At 58.9% G+C, this 19111-nt stretch carries 16 protein-coding genes and 3 pseudogenes; 10 read left to right on the top strand and 9 right to left on the bottom strand.

The window, feature by feature from the left end:
- Positions 1-280: 280 nt before the first annotated feature.
- Positions 281-1129 (bottom strand): helix-turn-helix transcriptional regulator, encoded by an 849-nt coding sequence (locus A3AI_RS0139490; protein ID WP_245287060.1) that lies wholly within the window; start codon positions 1127-1129, stop codon positions 281-283.
- A 70-nt stretch (positions 1130-1199) separates the two neighbouring features.
- Between A3AI_RS0139490 and A3AI_RS0139485 the strand changes: the two genes are divergently transcribed.
- From A3AI_RS0139485 to A3AI_RS44570, 7 genes and pseudogenes are all read left to right on the top strand, one after another.
- Positions 1200-1586 carry an SPW repeat domain-containing protein gene (locus A3AI_RS0139485; RefSeq protein WP_024520768.1) on the top strand — a complete coding sequence of 129 codons (387 nt, stop codon included), beginning with the start codon at positions 1200-1202 and terminating at the stop codon, positions 1584-1586.
- A gap of 173 nt (positions 1587-1759) precedes the next feature.
- The gene (locus A3AI_RS0139480; RefSeq protein WP_024520767.1) at positions 1760-2716 is read left to right on the top strand and encodes an AraC family transcriptional regulator; all 957 of its coding nucleotides are present in this window, start codon (positions 1760-1762) and stop codon (positions 2714-2716) included.
- Positions 2717-2847: 131 nt separating this feature from the next.
- Positions 2848-3591: a nitroreductase family protein gene (locus A3AI_RS0139475; protein WP_024520766.1), complete on the top strand. Its 744-nt coding sequence runs from the start codon at positions 2848-2850 to the stop codon at positions 3589-3591.
- 34 nt (positions 3592-3625) lie between these two features.
- A complete protein-coding gene (locus A3AI_RS0139470; protein ID WP_024520765.1) occupies positions 3626-4171 on the top strand; it encodes a carboxymuconolactone decarboxylase family protein in 546 nt (181 codons plus the stop codon).
- 45 nt (positions 4172-4216) lie between these two features.
- The gene (locus A3AI_RS0139465) at positions 4217-4936 is read left to right on the top strand and encodes an FMN-dependent NADH-azoreductase (protein WP_024520764.1); all 720 of its coding nucleotides are present in this window, start codon (positions 4217-4219) and stop codon (positions 4934-4936) included.
- Between the two features lie 65 nt (positions 4937-5001).
- Positions 5002-5469, top strand: coding sequence for a DUF3788 domain-containing protein (locus A3AI_RS0139460; RefSeq protein ID WP_024520763.1), 468 nt, complete (start codon positions 5002-5004; stop codon positions 5467-5469).
- Positions 5470-5652: 183 nt separating this feature from the next.
- Positions 5653-6570, top strand: a pseudogene (locus tag A3AI_RS44570) (NADP-dependent oxidoreductase).
- A gap of 94 nt (positions 6571-6664) precedes the next feature.
- On the opposite strand, the pseudogene A3AI_RS46930 reads toward A3AI_RS44570, so the two are convergent.
- The 4 genes and pseudogenes from A3AI_RS46930 to A3AI_RS0139435 all read right to left on the bottom strand — a co-directional run.
- Positions 6665-6838, bottom strand: a pseudogene (locus tag A3AI_RS46930) (JAB domain-containing protein); the annotation flags it as partial.
- 248 nt (positions 6839-7086) lie between these two features.
- Complete coding sequence (locus tag A3AI_RS46925; RefSeq protein WP_283807322.1) at positions 7087-7788, bottom strand: lytic transglycosylase domain-containing protein; 702 nt, start codon at positions 7786-7788, stop codon at positions 7087-7089.
- 505 nt (positions 7789-8293) lie between these two features.
- Positions 8294-9346 carry an alpha/beta fold hydrolase gene (locus A3AI_RS0139440; protein WP_024520761.1) on the bottom strand — a complete coding sequence of 351 codons (1053 nt, stop codon included), beginning with the start codon at positions 9344-9346 and terminating at the stop codon, positions 8294-8296.
- Positions 9347-9419: 73 nt separating this feature from the next.
- Positions 9420-11033, bottom strand: a complete 1614-nt coding sequence (locus A3AI_RS0139435) for a flavin-containing monooxygenase (RefSeq protein ID WP_024520760.1) — start codon at positions 11031-11033, stop codon at positions 9420-9422.
- 665 nt (positions 11034-11698) lie between these two features.
- On the opposite strand from A3AI_RS0139435, the gene A3AI_RS44560 reads away from it, so the two are divergent.
- Complete coding sequence (locus A3AI_RS44560; RefSeq protein WP_051382742.1) at positions 11699-12178, top strand: IS110 family transposase; 480 nt, start codon at positions 11699-11701, stop codon at positions 12176-12178.
- A 435-nt stretch (positions 12179-12613) separates the two neighbouring features.
- Here the strand turns inward: A3AI_RS44560 and A3AI_RS49700 are convergent.
- The 3 genes and pseudogenes from A3AI_RS49700 to A3AI_RS0139420 form a co-directional block, all read right to left on the bottom strand.
- Positions 12614-12806 (bottom strand): annotated as a pseudogene (locus tag A3AI_RS49700) (DUF1214 domain-containing protein); the annotation flags it as partial.
- Positions 12807-12843: 37 nt separating this feature from the next.
- The gene (locus tag A3AI_RS0139425) at positions 12844-13431 is read right to left on the bottom strand and encodes a glutathione S-transferase N-terminal domain-containing protein (protein WP_024520758.1); all 588 of its coding nucleotides are present in this window, start codon (positions 13429-13431) and stop codon (positions 12844-12846) included.
- A gap of 370 nt (positions 13432-13801) precedes the next feature.
- On the bottom strand, positions 13802-14845 hold the full coding sequence (locus A3AI_RS0139420; RefSeq protein ID WP_024520757.1) for a methyltransferase: 1044 nt from the start codon (positions 14843-14845) through the stop codon (positions 13802-13804).
- A 942-nt stretch (positions 14846-15787) separates the two neighbouring features.
- Here A3AI_RS0139420 and A3AI_RS0139415 point away from each other — a divergent pair.
- Both A3AI_RS0139415 and A3AI_RS0139410 read left to right on the top strand, forming a co-directional pair.
- Positions 15788-16609 (top strand): class I SAM-dependent methyltransferase, encoded by an 822-nt coding sequence (locus A3AI_RS0139415; RefSeq protein ID WP_024520756.1) that lies wholly within the window; start codon positions 15788-15790, stop codon positions 16607-16609.
- Between the two features lie 244 nt (positions 16610-16853).
- On the top strand, positions 16854-17693 hold the full coding sequence (locus A3AI_RS0139410) for a Crp/Fnr family transcriptional regulator (RefSeq protein WP_024520755.1): 840 nt from the start codon (positions 16854-16856) through the stop codon (positions 17691-17693).
- Positions 17694-17909: 216 nt separating this feature from the next.
- On the opposite strand, the gene A3AI_RS0139405 is transcribed toward A3AI_RS0139410, so the two are convergent.
- Complete coding sequence (locus A3AI_RS0139405) at positions 17910-18893, bottom strand: ABC transporter substrate-binding protein (protein WP_024520754.1); 984 nt, start codon at positions 18891-18893, stop codon at positions 17910-17912.
- Positions 18894-19111: the final 218 nt, after the last annotated feature.

Here is a 19111-nt window from a genome sequence, read left to right as displayed (position 1 = left end):
CGCAAAATTACACTCGTCCTAGCAACCCCGACGTCGTGAACGCTAGCCTGCCGTTCCGGAAGGCGTTCTTGGGCCTGGAGTCCGAGATGAGTCAATCGCGTCATTTTGGCTAGCGGTCGGTTACTTCCGGTCGACCCCGAAAAGCAGACATTCGCAGTGTCCGAAGGCTTGTCGCAGATGGGCCACAAGCCGACTAATCAAGTGGTGCGCCAAGGCCGCTCCTCAAAGCTCCCATAAGCATGCCGTTGATTGTACGGACGCTTAGTGCCGAGTTCATCGATTAGCGAGATCGATCCCGGAGCCCGTCGAACTCGCGCGGCGGCTGCCCGGTCACCCGACTGAACACGCGCGAGAAGGCGGCCGCGCTGTCGTAGCCGACCTGCGCCGCGACACTCTTGACCGGTTTGCCCTTGCCGAGAAGCTGGCGCGCGATCGTCATGCGCCAGACCGTCAGGTACTCAATGGGCGTCAGGCCGACCAGCGTCCGAAAATGATCGGCGAACCGCGTGCGTGACATGCCCGCAACGTCGGCCAGATCCTCAAGCTTCCAAGGCTGCTTCGGCGCCTCGTGCATCGCGGTCAGCGCCTTGGCCAGGCGTGGGTCGGCGAGACCGGCGAGCACGCCGGTCGAAATAGCGCCGCTCTCAACGACGTGACGGACGATTAGGATCAGGAGATAGTCGAACAGCCGGTCGAGCGCCGCCTGGCGGCCACCGCCTTCGGAGAAGGCTTCGCCGACCAGCAGATCACAAACCGGGCTCAGCGCCGGATGAACGGCGAGCGGCAGGACCACACATTCAGGCAGGCCCTGGCCAATCGGGTTGCCCTCCGCACCCCCGAGTTCGACGGTCGCGCATACGAGGTCGGCTCCGCGCTCGGGATCAACTGCGAAACTGTGGGTCCGCCCGCGCGGTAAAAACAGCAGGGTCGGCTCAACGAGTACGAGGTCGGCTTGTCCGTCCTGGGTGACCGTGAGCGCGCCTGCCTTGAACAGGTGCAAATGGCCCACACCAGTGAACTGCAACGTCTGGCACAGGTTCCCGGTGAAGAACGTCCGGGCCGTCGGCGTTACGTGGGCGAACAGGGCAGCGAAGGGGTCCATCGGGACGATCGGCAAAATTATTGGCACCAACCGTCACCCATAGTCCTCCATATGAGTGATGTGCAAGTCCCCAACCCCTGATCAACCGGAGAGTCTCATGAATATTCGCTTCGTCACAAAGACCGTTCACGCCTTCCTCGACTATCCCGTCGCGCTGAGCCTGATGGCAACGCCGTTCCTGCTCGGACTCGGCCATGCCAATCCGCTGGCGCTCTGGGTGTCGGTCGCAACCGGCGTCGCCGCCCTCATTCTGACACTGTTCACCAATCACAAGACCGGTGTAGTCCGAGTGCTGCCATATGGGCTGCATGTCGCAGTTGACCGCCTCGTCGGCGTTACCTTCATCGCCGTGCCCTTCGTGCTCGGCCTGCAGGGGCTGGACGCCTGGTACTACTTGGCGAACGGCGCTGCTGTTCTCCTCGTCACGTTCGTGCTTAACGCGCCCGAAAGCGGGGAGCGCGCGCTGAAGTCGGCGCACGCCTAAGAGCCTTTGCTGACATCATGTGGCAGCGGCCGAGTTAACCCTCGGCCGCTGCCGGTGCTTAAGCCACCCAGGTTCGCTCGCCAATAGTGATCCGCTTCGCTGCGGCGCGCGGCGCATAGAACCAATTCACAATTACAATAAGATGTTTCACCATTTTCGGTTTTCGAGGTCCTATGTCTCAAGTCGATTGGTTGAGCCATCTCTTGCAAATCATCACCGTTACTGGCCAGCTGGAAGTCCGCTGCGCCTACGGTGCGCCATGGCGTTTGGCCTGGGGCCCGGCTGCGGCGAACGAAATTCCCTACCACGTCATCGTCAAGGGCCGGGCCATTCTCGATGATCCGGAGACGAGAACAGCGAGGGAGCTGGTGAGCGGAGATATCGTGCTGCTTCCACACGGCGCAGCGCATGTACTACACGACGGCAGTGGGCAAACACCAATCCGCACCCAGGAACGCCAGGGGTCTGCTGGATGGATGCTGAGCGAGAACGACGGCCAGGGCGAGCAACTCGATCTGTTGTGTGGGCGATTCTTCATTGCGCCACCCCATGATCGGCTGATCCGCAACTACATGCCTTCAAATATAGTGGCGCGGGCTGCGGACGGCCATGGAGATGAGGGCATCGGGTCCGCGTCCAACCAACTGGCCAGTCTGGTGGGGTTGATGCGAATGGAGTCCGCCGGCGACCGAGCGGGAGGACGTGCCATTCTCAACGCACTTTCTTCGGTTCTGTTCACACTGGTCCTGCGAGCGGCGAGCGAATCCGAGAAAGCCCCTGAAGGCTTGTTGGCCCTGGCCGGCCATCCGCGACTGGCTCCGGCCATTGGGGCGATGTTCGCCGATCCAACGCGGTCTTGGAAACTGCCTGATCTGGCGGACTTGTGTGGCATGTCACGCGCCACGTTCATGCGGCACTTTCAAGACAGGTTAGGTTGCTCCGCCCTCGACCTGTTGACCGATCTCCGGATGAGCCTGGCCGCCAACGAACTTAAGAAGCAGGCGATCAGCACTGAGGCTGTGGCCGAGACGGTTGGGTATCAATCCGTTTCGGCATTCCGGCGTGTGTTTGCCGAGAGGATGGGGATGACGCCGGGGGAATGGCGCCGACTCGCACACAAGGGCGAGTAGACGCACGCGGCCCGGGATCCACGCGCGTCAATTTGATCCTTTCGAGCATCATATTGAGGCAATTCAGTCTCGAAATTACTACGCACCGCCGTAAATTGAGCTCCGTCATCACTTGATGAAGGAGCCACCCAATGAACTGCATCAGCACCGCCGCCGCCGAACCCGCAACGGGCGTAGCCGCGGAAATCTACGCGCAGGCCGAGAAGAGCGGAAACACTCTCGCGCCCCAACCTTCCCATTCGCCCACGCGACCGACACCGACAAACGCCGTCATCGAAACTATCCTGAGCCGTAGTGCTGCCAAGTACTACGACCCCAGCGCCACCCTGAGCGACGATCAGATCCGCGAGCTGGTGCGGATCGGCACTTCCGCGCCGACATCCTTCCATCTGCAGAACTGGCGTTTCATCGCCGTGCGCACGCCTGAGGCCAAGGCTCGGTTGCGTCCGATCGCCTGGAATCAACCCGCGATCACCGACGCCGCCGTTACCTTCGTCATCATCGGCCAACTGGCCGATGCCAGTACCGTCCCCGAGCGCCTGGCGCCGGTGGTGGAAGCCGGCATCATGCCGGCGCACGTGGTGCCGGAATGGGAAATCCCCGCTCGCGGGCTGTATGACGATCAGCCCCAGCGGCAGCGCGACGAGGCTGTGCGCTCCGCGACCTTCGGCTCCGCGGCGATCATCTATGCGGCTCGCTCGCTGGGCCTGGGTTCGACGCCGATGATCGGTTTCGACGCAGAGGCGGTGCACCGTGAGTTCGGCCTCGGCGAAGATGAAGTCCCGGTCATGCTGTTGACCGTAGGGCCGGAGCGAGTTGGCAACTGGCCGCAGAAGCCGCGCATGCCGGTGGCCGATGTCTTGGACTTCGCATGATTCTCGAGCAACTCAATCACTTATGGAGACTATGATGCCAAGAACTGCTGCCTTGAAGCCGGAACAGGTGCCGGCCGAGTCGAAACCGACTCTCGATACGTTCACGGAGAACATCGGGTTCACCCCCAACATGATGGCGGCCTTCGCGCAGAGCCCGATAGCGTTCAACGCGTGGGCCACCCTACTCGGCTCCCTGAGCAAGGCGCTCGACGTGAAGACACGCGACAGCATCGGCCTCGCGGTTTCGGAAGTGAACGGTTGCAACTATTGCCTGACGGTGCACAGCTTCACAGCCGAACATCTGGCCAAGCTGCCAGCCGATGACATCATTCTCGCACGGAAGGGCCAAGCCAGCGATCCGAAACGGAACGCGGCCGTCCAGTTTGCGCGCAAAGTCATCGAGACCCGCGGGCAGGTCAGCGACGCCGATCTGAAAGCCGTTCGCGATGCTGGATACACCGACGCGAACATCATTGAGATCATCGCACTGGTGGCGATGTACTCCCTGACAAACTTCTTCAACAACGTGTTCGATCACGACAAGGATTTTCCCGTCGTTGCACCGGCTGGCTCGATCTGAGCTCTGTCCCTGTCGCAACCTCATGAAGCCATTGGGATCGATCACATGAATATCCTCCATATTGATTGCAGTCCGCGTCGGGAATCGCATAGCCGGCGGCTTTCGGCGGCGATCGTCGAAAAGCTTCTCGAGGTTGCGCCTGGGGCGAGCGTCACCCGGCGCGATTTGGGGACTGAACCCTTGCCCCACGCCGTGGCTGACTACGCGGTCGCGCTGTCGTCGCTGGCCACCTTGGCGGCCCCGCCGAAGGGCGCTCTGGATCTTTCCGAGGCGCTGATTCAGGAAGTCGAGGCCGCCGATGCAATCGTCATCGGGACGTCGATGTACAATTTCACCATCCCCTCGGTGCTCAAGGCGTGGATCGACCAGATCCTGCGCGTCGGTCGCACGATGAAGTCGACGCCGATGGGGAAGGTGGGAATGCTCAACGATCGTCCGGTATTCATCGGCGTCGCCTCTGGCGGCGTCTTTTCCGGCGACCGAGCCAACCAGCCGGACTTTCTCACGCCGTATCTGTCGCTCGTGCTTAGCTCCATTGGGCTAATGACCCAGCAATTTCTGCCCCTACAGGCCACTGCGTTCCTCGATCGAGACAACGCCGAATTGGCGAGGGAGAAGGCCCTGGCGGCGATCGATCTGACGGTCGTGCGAGAGCTTCGAGATGTCGGCGGTTGGCCTGCGGTGCGCGCGAGCACCAATAGACTGTATCGCGATGCCCCCTGCTCTGGAGAGCATCGCCAGGAGCATTCTGAGGGCGCGCCGTAAGCTCTTGGCGACGCCAGCATCATAACCATCCGGCCTTCGCCGGACTATCAACACGAGGTCTTATGATGATTTTACCTACCGGTACGATTCCACAAATCGGCGACAGGATCACCGACAAATCAGCACCGCCCGATGACAGTGCCGTCCGCAAATGGATCGGACCAGAGGCGTTCGAGCATTGGGCCGAACTGCGAAACTGGATCGACGAACTCTACCCCAGAGTTTTCGCGCCGGACTGGCTCTACGGTGGCAAGAACCGCGGTTGGTCCTTGCGCTACAAGAAAACCAAGGCGTTCTGCACCTTGGTGCCGGAATACTGGCTGTTTTCGGCCGTCGTGGTCATGGGGAGAGCAGAACGAGAGAAGTTTGAGGAGCGGCGCTATGCCTGGCGTCCGCAATTGGTCAAGCTCTACGATGACGCCAAAACATACATTGACGGCAAGTGGCTGACAGTCGCGATCTCATCGGCTGATGATCTTCATGATGTGACGGAGCTCTTGACTATGAAGCGCCCGCCACTGTCACGCGGCTAAGACCACGAAAATCCCGGATTCACTGCGGTGGCTCCAAGGACCGCAAGTGGCATCACACAGCAATTCGACATCAAGGTCGTCGCGGAAGGCGACGAACCGACAGCAAATTGCGTGAGAGATCGAGAAGACCTCCACGCCTGCAATTTACGCTGAACCGGAAAAATGTTTGAGGAGACAATTCCCATGAAGGCGATCGCAGTGACGGACCAGGCTGCAGGAACGGCCAGGATGAATCTGACGGATCGACCCCAGCCGCAGCCGGCGATAAACGACGTCGTCGTTCAGGTTCATGCGGCGGGATTTGTCAACACCGAACTGGACTGGCCCTCGACCTGGGCCGATCGCCTCGACCGTGATCGAACACCGTCTATCCCCGGCCACGAGCTGGCCGGAGTGGTCACCGCCCTCGGCTATGGCACGACGGGACTGTCGGTGGGACAGCGGGTGTTCGGCCTCGCGGACTGGTATCGCGACGGCGCCCTGGCGGAGTATGTGGCGATCGAGGCACGCAATCTTGCGCCACTGCCGGGCGACGTCGACTTCACGGTTGGCGCAAGCTTGCCGATCTCTGGCCTGACCGCATGGCAGGGACTGTTTCAGCACGGCCGACTCCAGGCTGGACAGAGCGTCCTAGCGCACGGCGCGGCAGGCGCAGTGGGATCGATGGTATCGCAACTCGCGCGAGAGGCCGGAGCTTACGTCATCGGCACCGGACGCGCCGTTGACCGCCAGAAGGCGCTCGACTTCGGTGCAAATGAATTCGTCGACCTCGGGACTGACACCCTGGAAGACGTCGGCGGTGTCGATCTGGTGTTCGATGTCATCGGCGGCGATGTCTAGAAGCGGTCCGCAACGCTGGTCCGGGCCGGAGGAACGCTTGTGACGGTTGTCGGACCAACGGATATTCGACCTGCAGATGGCCTGACGGTTGACTTCGTCGTCGAGGCTGATCGAGCCCAGCTTTCTGAGATAGTTCAGCGCATCCGGGATGGTCGACTGCGGACGAATATCGGCAAGGTCTCGAGCCTGGATGATGCCGTCGCCACCTTTAACTCAATCGAGCGGCGTGCCGGGAAAACGATCATCCGCGTCCGTCCGTGAGAGCTCGGCAAGGATGAAGGGCATGCGCATCGGGGCATGCGGCACATTTGTGCAGCCAGTCGCTCATGCCGTTCTTGTCATCTGATTTGGTGCCCTAGATCAGCCGCACCCCCTTCAGGCTCGCATGCCCGTTCTTGCCGACAATGATGTGATCATGCACGGCAATCCCCAGCGGCTTGGCGATGTCGATGATCGCCTTCGTCATCTGGATGTCGGCCTGCGAGGGCGAGGGATCGCCGGAGGGGTGATTGTGCACGAGGATTATCGAGGCCTTGAGGTCCGGTTTGGGTCATCAGCGTCGGTTGAGCCGCCTTACCGGCATTTCCGCTCTACCCCCTGAAAGCCGACATTCGGATGATTGCCGGAATTCGTCGGTGGGGGCCATGAACGGACTCATGCATCGCAGCAATCACCGTCGGCTGGGCGGGCAGCAGGTCTGGAGTGGCGATGCCAATCGCCCAGACACTGTTGAGGAGGCGGGCGGGGAAGCTGGCAGTGGCAGTGAGTTCATCCCGATCAGCAACCTCGGCAGATCGACGATATCATCCTACGTGCTTTGGCGTCCTCACGATCGATGACGGGATTAGTCCCGAGCAGCCGCTCCTTTTGACGGCTGCTGCCAACACGGATGGTTTTAGGTTTCGGCTGGGATGCTTCGGGGCGCGGAACCAAAGCGATGGCTGGCAAATCGCAGGGGACAACTTCGAGGGAGGGCGTCTCAACCAGGTTGGTTTGGGTACCGGCTGCCCATTCTTCAACAGAACGACCGGTCACAATCCGCACATACGCTCGCGTTTCCTGCGGAAGCTGACGATGGCCACTAAGCCAATCGTGAACGCGGCCAGGTCCAGCATTGTACGCGGCTGCCGCAAGGCCGAAATTTCCAAATTCACGGCGCAGATCACGCAACAACTGGCCGGACTTGGTGATTGCATCGAGCGGATTGAAGGGATTTTCGAGACCGCTTTCTCTCGCGGTGGTCGGCATGAATTGAGCTATGCCTTGCGCGCCTTTCCGGCTGATCACGTCCGGCTTAAAGCGACTTTCTTGCCAGATCAGGCGGGTGAAGAAATCGACCGGAAGCTCATTGGCCGTTGCCGCCGCGCCGAGCGCATCGCAAAGGCCTGATGTTGTCAACGGAGCGGCCGGCTCCTTGGTTTGTTTCGTGTCGTGATTTTCTTCCGGCTGGCCGTTCTCATGAGAGACCTGTTGTTGCACCGGCTTCGAATCCTCTCGGACGTCCGATGCAAGTACGGGCCACGAGCTCACCACCGTCGCGACCAGGAGCAGTCTCAGTAGGAGCTCAACTCTCATGAGCGAAAACCTGGGTAACGCAACATCGGAACAATCGATTCGTTCCGAATAGACTTCGGCCTTCGGCCGCAAAGGAAACCAATCAGCGGGTATCACGCCGACCGCGAGCGGCTATGCAGCGACTGCGCCGCCAAAAAGCTTGACGAAATCGCGCCGCCTCTGATCGGCGGCTACTTTAATGGTCGTCCGTGGCATCAGAGCGTAAATATCGAGGTGGCTGATCCTAGCGATCCACTAGTGGGTTTGCTCGGGAATTTGGTGCGATTCGACGACGAAATCTACAAAATTAGCGACTTCGACTATCGTGGATCACACGTACTACCGCGCCTGGACCAAGGCTCGGTGAACCTTACTAAGCCGGGTGCTCATCAACGATTCTATGGTTGGCCTCCGGTCGTTGATCGCGAGCTTAGACCTGCGACCCGAGCAATTCGCTCAAATGCTTGTCAAGTTGGCGGATCGCATTGGGATCGGCACCGAAAAGCGCAAGGTGGCCATCGACGGTTTGAATAGGCCGGAATTCGGCATCGGGAATTAGCCGCCATTCGGCCTGACAATCGGACGGCGGGAAGAACATATCTGAGGACATCGGCATGACAAAGGTCTTGGCCTTGATACGGCTCAACGCGGCCCGCAAGTCGCCCCCGGTGTGGCGGCTGACGTCGCCGCGTTGCCATTTCCATGCCATGCAAAGCAGATCGTTGGGGTCCATGACGCTGAAATAGCCGTTCATGAAATTGATGATGAAATCGTCCATTGACGAGAAGCCCAGCGCCTTGTGCCGGTCTTGCTGAAAAAATTCCGTGCTCCAACCCATAACGGCCCACATTTTCGCGTGGCGCAGCAGGCCTTCCCTCACGTCGGCCGACGACGCGTAAAAGCCGTTGTTAAAGCCCGGGTCGGACGTGATGGCATCGACCAGCGTTTCCGTGAAAAGGGAATCGTGGATAGTGTTCTTGGCGGTGCCGGCGATAGGCGCCGCGCGCTTCACCATGTCGGGGTAGCGTACCGCCCACTCGTAGGTCTGCTGGGCGCCCATGGAGCCACCCACCACAAGCGCGAGACGTTTCAATTCGAATTTTTCCGTAAGAAGCTTGTGTTGCGCGCGCACATCGTCCCCTATGCGCACACGGGGAAAATTTCCCATCCCGGCTGGTGCCGGTGTGTTGTGCGGCGAAGATGAAAGACCACTGCCAATCTGGTTGACGACAATGATGAAATACTTGTCCGGATCGAGTGCGCGGCCCTGACCAAGATACACCTGCTCGATGATCTTGTTTGTGCCGGAGTACCAGGTGGGAATGAGAACGGCGTTATCTTTCGCAGCATTGAGCTTGCCAAAAGTTGCGTAGGCGAGTTTGCAGGCGCGAATCGTGCCGCCTTCTTCCAAATCGAGATTGCCGATATCGTAAAGCTCGTAGGGACCGTGCACATCCTGCGAATAGTAGCTGTTCTCGATCATTATCTGCTCCCTACGGCGTTAATGGGCGGCAAGGTTGATGTCTTCCCGCCCTAAATGCGTTGTCCAAGACCGGTTAGGCCAATTCGAATCCTTCGTAACCCTTGGCTGCGACATCGTCGCATTTCTTCCTGTAGCCGCCGACGCCTTCCGGCCCGAGATAAGGCAGGAAGGCCCGCGGTTTGCCGGGGATGTTGGCGCTCATGTACCAAGAGTTGGCGCTGGTCATCAGCGTCGCGTTGACGATTTCGTTGACGTGCGCACCCCATTGGGCCTGCGCCGCAGGCATCGCCTCGATGGTGGTCTTGCCGGTCTTGCGCATGGTTTCAATGCAATCGGTGATCCACTCCACATGCTGCTCAATCGATACCGGCATGTTCGACAACACAGAAGGACTTTGCGGGCCGGTGATAGTGAACAGGTTAGGAAAGCCGGCGACTGAAATGCCAAGGTAAGTGTGCGGCCCATCCCGCCACTCCTGATCCAGCGTGCGTCCGCCACGGCCTTTCAGGTTCAGCGCCTTCAGCGGGCCGGTCATCGCATCGAAACCCGTCGCAAAAACGATGATATCGAGGGCATATTCCTTGCCGCCTGCACGGATGCCCGCTTCGGTGATCTCTTCAATCGCTCCGTCGGCTTTTGCATCGACCAGAACCACGTTGTCCTTGTTGAAGGTCTCGTAGTAGTTGGTGTCCAGCGGCTGACGTTTGGTGCCGTAGGCGTAGCCCTTGGGTATCAGCTTTTCGGCGACGACCGGGTCTTTCACAGTCTTGCGGATCTTGCGCTTGATGTAGTCGGCGCAGATGTCATTGGCCTCCTGCGAGAAAAACATGTCCTGATAGTTGGCCAACCAGAAGGCGAATCCGCCCGCGTCCCACATCCTGTCGAATTCCCGTTCGCGCTCCGCGGGAGTTGCCTCGAGCACCGACTTCGGAATGAAGTAATGCTCCTGGCCGAAGAACGATTCCCGGATTCGTTTGGCGATGCCCTCATGGTCCGCCTTTCGGGCCTTGGCCAATTCCGGGTCCACCTTGCCGTTGCGCGCCGGCACGCAATAGTTCGCGGTGCGCTGGAACACGACGAGTTGCTTGGCCTGCTGCGCAATTTCGGGAATGGCCTGCACCGCCGTGGCGCCGGTGCCTACCACGCCCACGCGCTTATTAGTGAAGTCAACGCCAGTGTGAGGGAAGCGACTGGTGTGGTACCACTTGCCCTTGAATTTTTCCAAGCCCTTGAACTGAGGCATGTTCGTCGTCGACAAGGTGCCAACCGCCGGGATGAGATAACGCGCCGTTACCGTTTCCCCGGTGTCGGTATGCACCGTCCACCGGTTGGTTGCCTCGTCGAATTCGGCGCTTGTCACGGTGGTATCGAATTGAATGTCGCGTTTCAGGTCGTGACGTTTGGCAACATGCTCCAAATAATTGAGGATTTCGGGCTGCTCGGGATAGCGCTCGGACCACTCCCAATCTTGCAGGAGCTGCTTGTCCCAGGTGAAGCAATAAATGTAGGCGTCAGAATCGCAACGCGCGCCGGGGTAGCGATTCCAGTACCAGGTACCGCCTACGGTTTCGCCGGCTTCATAGACCCGCGCCTTCAACCCCAATTTGTCCCTCAGCGACTTCAGCATATGCAAACCGGAAAAGCCTGCACCGATGACGACAGCGTCAAAGTCTTGAGTTACCGGCATTTCTCCCTCCAGTTTTGCTATTTGAACGGGCGATAGAGAAAATCAGTCCTTCATCGATGGAAATCATCCGCGCCACATGATGCATGAGCACAACCCAGATGCCACTTCCCAAAATTGCAAACGGCGGCGTTGCATCAGGATGACGCCGGAATTTCTGCGCGAGGGAGGATCCGGTCTAGTGTTGGCAGGACCTGCCGAAGCTCGGCTTTAAGAGGCCACGACAACGCTTGGCTGGTATGAACCTTGATTTGGAGGTCTTCCCTCCTGCTTTGGCTTTTCCAAGATGGTCAATATTCCTACCGAACAAGAGTTCATGCAAGGAAAACCACATCCGCGCGTCGCAGTCGAAAAGCAGCGCGCTTGAGAGAATGTTGATCAAGATCAAAGCATCAGGCGCGGGCAATGCCGAGCGCATCTGTTGTGACAGTAAGGTTGTCCATTGTCTTGCGATGCACTGTGCTCGCTAGAGTGGGAGAGAGACGTTCCGACTTGCAGATTGACAAACGGCGTAGAGTCGAGCGCTGACGGGATGAACAAGCGTAGGCGCATGTGCGTCTTGCGAAGACCGTATGTCCTTCTTCCCAAGCTGAGGCGACTCGCCCTCGATGCCTGCCGAGGGTTGCCTGGACAGGCCGGGCAGAGCCTCAGTGCAAGGAGGACGAGTCATGGGTGATTATAGCGTCGCTTACGTGACTTTCGATACGGCGAAGCTGCGGAGCGCCGTATCCATTGCGGAAAACGGGCGCGCGGGTGAAGTTCGTTTTCTGGGCGAGATAGAGAACACCGAGGCGGCTACGGTTAAGTTGGTCCAGAAGCTTGCAAGCCGGTACCGGTCGTTGACGTTCTGCTACGAGGCCGGTCCGACCGGCTATGAGCTGTATCGGCTGATCAAGCGTCTTGGCCATGATTGCCTCGTCGCAGCCCCCTCACTTATCCCGCGGAAGGCAGGTGATCGGGTGAAGACCAATCGCCGTGACGCGCTTAGTCTGGCCAAGCTGCTGCGGGCCGGCAAGCCGCGGCCGGGAGATCAATCTAAACGTTTGTGTGACCCTACCCCCTACCGAATTTCGCGACAATTTTTTCCATGCGTCCGAGGCGCCAGTCATCGGCATCTCCAGCGCGTCTTTGCTAGATTCAGCGCGTGAGAAAATAATTCGTCCGATTGCTCGTGGTTTTGGACGCAACTGGCCGGCCGTAGTTTTCCGGGACCGCATAAACATCTGACGCAACGATCGTTTTACTAGGCTTCGAGCTGCACGTCTGAACAAGATCGACCGATTCGCTCGAGAAAATTAGGCGCGATGAAAAAAATCCCTGAGTGAAAGTGGGTCCGGTCCTGTGAGCCGCCGATCGACGGAGATTTGACCATCCCCACCCCCTTAATCAGGTTGATGGCTTTTTGTATTTAATTCCGAGATTTTGCGCGCGAACCAGGGCTACCGGTCCGCCGGGATTAGCCTTCAGACTTTTGACCACTCCCCCGTCCGATAATTTCCTTGTTCGGCATCTCCTGCGTCACTCGAAAGCTTTGTCGGATTCACAGTGAAAAGCGGACATCTCAGCCCCATCAGCAGTTGTCGCTAATGGGCCAATAGGCGACATGCGATCATTGTCGGTTGACATTGACCCTCCTCGATCTCGCCGGGTTTCCACCTTTTATCGAACCACGGTTGCAGCGGACCGTAGAGGCGCGGCAGCACATTCCAACCTTTGCCGGGCCAAGTCTGCACCCAGTTGCTTTCCAGCGGGCGCAACCGGGCCGAAGTAAATGTCTTGGCAATACTGCTCCTGCTGTCGCCGCGTTCGGATCTCAGACAATTCCTTCATCTGCGAGCGCCTTGGCGACCGACGGAATCGTCTTCATGTGTGCGAGATAGTCGTTGAGCCGCTTCGGCACCTCGATCTCGTTCTTCTCGGCCCACATCAGCATCACGACAAGATATGGGTCTGCGATCGTCATTCGATCGCCCACCAGAAACGGCCGATCGCCAAGCTGCCCGGCAATCGTAACGAAATGCTTGACCAGCAACTTTCGTGCCTTGTCCCTTTCCGCCTGGGTCGCGTCAGCGTGGAAAAATGGTCTGAAATTGCCGTGGAATTCGGTGGTCATGAAGGATGTGGCTTCAAGCGCGCGCCAACGGCCGAGACCGTCGCTGGGAAGAAGGGTCCCTGCTTGGTGGGCGATATAGACAAGAATGGCGAGATTTTCGGTAAGCACACTACCGTCATCGAGTTCCAGCGCGGGAATGAAACCCTTTGGATTGATCGTCATGAAGTCCCGCCCATCCTCGGTGCGCTTGCCCCGTTCGACTTTAACGAGTTTGTATGGAAGGCCTGTCTCGATCAGCACGATGTGATCAGCCAAGCTACAGCCGCCGGGATGGTAATAGAGGATCATGAAGTTCTCCGTACTTGTCGGTCGATAGAAAGCTAGAATGTCCCTCAGCAAGAATACGCGACATGGTCGGGACCAAATCGTCACGTCCGATTGTCTCAAGCGGAAGTGACTGGGGAACTAGCTGCGGCTTTTTGGATCCGTGGACAGGCGCCTTGGCGGCAACATCCCGTTGGTGCAGAGATTCAAGCTCCGACATGATTTCGGGCAAGGCGCGGGCAAATGTCCGCAACGGGTCAAAAGCGCCGCTTTGACTGTCAACCTCGTACTTCCGGTCTTCCCCGAACAGCCGACATTTTCGTGGGTGGCCGGCGTGTCTCAAACGGGCCAAGAGCTGCCGTGAGCAGACGCAGCACGGCCGCCGCAAGTCTCCTCACTTGAGGCCAATCACCATCGAGTCCGGACCGACCAGCGGCTCGACGCGTATCTCTGCAAAGCCTGCCTCTTTGAGCCAATCCGCGCACTCTGCGCCGGTGAAATCGAAGCCCTCGCGGGTCTCGATCAGCATGTTCAGGCTCATCAGCAATCCAAAGGCATTGCGCCGACGGTCATCGTCGATGATCGAATCATAGACGATCAGCGCCCCACCGAATGGTAGCGCCTCGTAGGCCTTGCGGATCAGTGTCCGTTTCTTCTCAAGGCTCCAGTCGTGCAGGATATGTCCCATGATCAGCACGTCCGCGGGTGGCATCGCTTGTGTGAAGAAGTCACCGGCGTGGAACGAAAGACGCGCCGAGAGACCGTGCTGCGCGGCGTAGGCGTCGAAATGCGGTCGGACTACCGGAAGATCGAACCCAATGCCATTGAGGTGCGGATGTGCCCGAGCAAGCTCGACTGCCAGGCCGCCCTCCGCGGTGCCGATGTCGGCGAAGCTCTTGTAGTCAGCCCACGGGAATTTTTCTGCCACGGCGTGCGCGGCGCCAAGGCTCAACCCAGTCATCGCCTTGAGGAATTCTGAGAGTATCGCGGGGTCTCGGTATATCTCGTCGAACAGGTCGCGACCCTGCTTCGCCTCGTTCTGCGGCTCGCCGGTGCGCAATGCTTCAGTCAGCGCGCCCCAGAATGGGTAGAGCCGCGCATTCGCCATTTCGAGTATTCCGCCGACATAAGTCGCTTGCCGGCGATCGAGAAAAAGCGCGCCCGCGGGCGTGTTGGCGTAGAGACCATCGTTGCGTTCGAGCTGTCCGAGCGACACAAGCGCATCCAGGAAGTCGCGTACGCTGCGCGGGTGAAGCTTCAGCCGCATTGTCAGAGCGTCGGCGCTGAGCGGCCCCTCAGCGAGCAATGTGAACAGCCCAAGTTCGACGGCGCTGAGCAGCGTCTTCGAGCCCCAAAAGGCGAAGCCGAGCTGCATGATAGCGTCTGGCGTCACCGGGATCGTTGGGTTGAGGTCATTCGTCTGGGCTTGCTGGTTCATGGCGGGGTCTCCCGATGGGCTAACGTGCGCGGCAAGGTGACCTTCTTATGCGAAGGCAAGATATATCAGTGTCGCAGGTAGGACGATAATCCACGCGACCGAAATGCGGAGCCACCACTGGTCGGCTGATGCCATAACACCAGCTTTCGCCACTCGGTGGCTAACTCTGTTGATTTATCTCAACAGAACCGTCGAACGCCAAATTTAGGTTTTTACTCTCGCATTTCCCTTACTAGGGGATGGATCGTAAGACGGTAGGCAACGAATGCGGTGCCGTCGAACTTTTCTAAGAGCATGCCGCAGGCAGGACAGCGATATTCGCCCCGGCTGGGTGGCATCGACGTATGCTCAAGGCGGCGGAAACCGGCCCCACACTCGGAACAAATCGCGTCGCCCTTTTTCATACGCGGACCCCTCGCTGCGCGCCGTCACAATACTTTAACATGGGGTTTAGTTGCAGCGCACGGACGAATTCAAATGCCAGATATTTTGACCCGTTGCCCTGTCACAGGTCAGGCCGTCTTGACTGGTCTGGACACGGAAACCGTGGTCTACGAAACGTTACCTAGCGTTGAAGTCCCGCTCAGATGTCCACGCTGCCGCCGGACTCACCGTTGGAAGCCCAACGACGCTTGGGTCGCGGAATTCATCGATTTGACACGGCACTGAGTCTCTTCAGACCAAAACGACTGGCATCGTTGCTTTGTTCGTTTGGGGGCGGCGCTAGGGGCACCGTCCCCTCCAAGGTTGAAGGTCTGCAATGGGTCAATCGCGTCGCTCTGACCGCCCGCCGAACATTTCCGGTTCACCCCGATGAGCAGACATTTTCAGTGTCAGTTGGCATGTCTCAAACGGGCCAGAAGCGGGCTCATCCCATGTCGACACGAACAGAAACTTGCTTAGTATCACTGTGGTCGAATTTGTCTGGCAGGTTGGCGCACCATGAGCTTTCAACCAGAAGCCATCCGCGCCTTCGAGCGCGCCGGATGGCAACGTGCCGCTTCGAGCTACGGAAGCAGCTTCGCTCACGCGACAGCACCCTTTGTCACACCGTTGCTGGACGCCGCTGAAGTTTCGGCGGGTCAGCATGTACTCGACGTCGCGTGCGGACCGGGCGATCTCGCTGCCGCCGCCGCGGGACGCGGCGCCACCGCTCAAGGGCTGGACTTTTCAGCCGAGATGGTTCGCATTGCTCGCAGCATCCATCCAGAAGTGGTTGTGACCGAGGGGGACGCCGAGGACTTGCCCTATCCGGACGGCGTATTTGACGTGGTCCTATCGAGCTTCGGGATCCATCACGTACCTAGGCCGGAATTGGCGCTAGCCGAGTGCGAGCGCGTACTCAAGCCGCGGGCGCGGATCGCCTTCACGGTATGGGCGACACCTGAGGAGAACATCGCCTGGTCACTCGTGTTCGACGCGATCGCCCGGCACGGCAATCGTTCCGATGCACAGGCGCCGCCGCTAGGAGGAGCGTTGAACCAAATTGATCAATGTGCACGGGCGCTCGAAGCGGCAGGTTTTGTTGACAGGTCTGCGGAGATCGTTCGCTCCGAGTGGCTGCTGCCGAATGGGCGTGCGTTGCTTGCGGCGCTCTCGGCCGGCACAGCACGAATGGCAGCGCTCCTCGCGGCGCAAGAACCATCAGCGCTTGCCTCCGTTGCTGATGACATCGACAGTCAGGCTGAACGTTTCCGCTGTGACCAAAATCTCGCAATCCCCATTGCAGCGGTGCTGGCGCGTGGCCGTAAAGCCGGAGACTGACAAAGAAGCGAGCTCGCGCGCTTCAGGTGTCGGCTTTGGGGTCCAATTGCGTCGGTTTGAACCTACGCGGACTACTTCATGTCTTCCTCGATAAGCAGACCTTTTTGGTGTCCGTCTGCATGTCTCAAACGGGCCACATCCGGACTCATGCGCTGCAACAAAAAGCGCCTTCAATATCGCCCCTCGATCATCAATATCCGGGATATATTCGGGGATTACTGACCGCTTTGTGAGAGATGATCCAATGGAGCCCATCAGTGCAGACCTTTCCACGATACTAAACCGCATCCTTGATACGGCCGCGGATAATCTCAGGATCGCAAAGGTTCTCGTTCAAATGGGACTTGATCCCAACAACATCACCTACGACGCCCTGTTTGATCGGCTGCTTGAAATCGTGTTGGCCAACATCACGCTCGCCAACATGTTCGCTTTGATTGGTGCCTTCTTCTTTGTCGCTACTTTGCTGATGCAGACAATGGTCCCACTGCGGGTCGCGAATATGGTCGGCTGTACATTCTTCGTAATCTCGGGCGCGCTTTCCGGAAGCGTCGCGACCTTTCTGCTTTATCTGCTGTTGCTGCCGGTCAATGCCGTTCGCCTCCGGCAACTGCTCAAGCTCGTTAAGAAGGCACGCAACGCGACCCAGGGTGACTTGTCGAAGGAATACCTCAAACCGTTCATGAGCGAACGCAGATATCGCCGGGGCGACCGATTATTCAGGAAGGGTGATGCGGCGGCCGAAATGTTTCTCACCGTCACAGGAAAGTTCCTGGTCAAGGAAATCGGCGTCGAGCTTCCGCCAGGACAGTTCATGGGAGAACTTGGCTTTCTTACGCCCAATAACCGGCGAACCGCAACGGTCGAATGCATAGAAGACGGCCAAGTCCTGACCATAACTTATGAACGGCTGCTTGAAATCTACTTTGAAAATCCGCAATTCGGCTATTACATCCTCAAAGTGACCAGCCAGCGCATGATGGAAAACAACCAGCGCCTCCTGGAAAACATCTCGCGGCTGGAAGCAACTCTCGCGCAAGAGAAAGCGGCGCGACAGACCCCAACCGCGGATGGCATAGCTTGAAACCTTGGCTCTTGATTGCTCCACTATTGGTGACAGAACAGTTCCGACGCAGCGCGGGTCTCGCGGGGCAACGACGTCCGCTCGGGGTCAAAATGCGAAGAACTCAAAGTGAACAAATCTAGGTCCGCTATGCCCTAATGAGCGGACGTCAATCGGCCGAGCCGCTACTTCGCTGATGGGCCATGAACAGACTCATGCACCGCAGCAAACGGCAGGCTATTCGATCACCTCGTCGGCGCGGGCGAGGATCGATTGCGGCACCGTGACCCCCAGCGTCTTGGCTGTTTTGAGGTTGATGGTAAGTTCGTATTTGGTCGGCCCCTGCACTGGCAGGTTGGCCGGCTTTTCCCCTTTGAGGATGCGATCAATATAGCTGGCTGCACGTCGGTACTGATCGACCGTATTGGGACCATATGAGGCGAGACCGCCGTCAGCGGCGTAGTACCGATAGGGAAAAATCGTCGGCAAACGGTTCTTGTTGGCTGCGGCAATCATTGCCGCGCGGCGGTTGGCGCCGGCCGCCACCGTCGCGATTATTCCTCCGTTGGGAACGCTCGCGAATGCCGTTATCCGGCGCTCCATGTCAGCAACGTCGGAAGTGTTGATCGGAATGGGCTCTACCCCCCGTGCGGGCGCCATCGCCTGGATCACCGCAAACTGCCCGATCCCAGTGCTGCGCGTCGGGTCGCGCAGCACGGCGACCCGTGATGTGCGCGGCGCAATCTCCATCAGCAGGTCGAGCCACTTACCAGCGAGGCTGTACTCGAACTGCGTGAAGCCTGTGACATTACCGCCGGGCCTCGCCATGCTCTCGACATAGCCCGACCCGACAGGATCGATGACCTGCACCATCACGATTGGAATGGTACCCGTCGCCTTCCACAGCTGCTCAATCACAATGTTGCTGGACGCGAGAAGGACGTCGGGCGCGAGCGCGACCACCTCAACTGCCGTTTTTTGTGCGAGCGCGGTATCATTGGCGATCCAATGGTACTCGATCGCAATAGTTCCGCCTTTCGTCCAACCCAATGCAGCGAGTGCCTGCTCGAATGCCGCGCTGCGCTTGACTGTTTCGACGTCATCCGGGGCGAGCGCACCCACAACGACGATGCGCCGCATCGCGCCCAATCGCTGAGCCAGCGCCGCGATTGGCCAAGCCGCCGCGACACCAATCAACGAGACGAACTCGCGACGTTTCATTGGACCACCTCATCGGCAGTCAAGTCAGGCAGACGCTCCCGTGCTTAGAACCGAAAGGATACCATATCTCGGCAGGGCGTGAGACTGCTGCGCTGCGGGATTTCAAACTAGCTCATGTCGCAGATGGGTCAATCGCGTCGCTCTGACCGCCCGCCGAACATTTCCGGTTCACCCCGATGAGCAGACATTTTCAGTGTCAGTTGGCATGTCTCAAACGG

It is taken from the genome of Bradyrhizobium sp. Tv2a-2, assembly GCF_000472425.1.
Lineage (GTDB): Bacteria > Pseudomonadota > Alphaproteobacteria > Rhizobiales > Xanthobacteraceae > Bradyrhizobium.
Note: the sequence above shows the minus strand (reverse complement) of the source record. Positions and strands in the feature narration are given on the sequence as shown.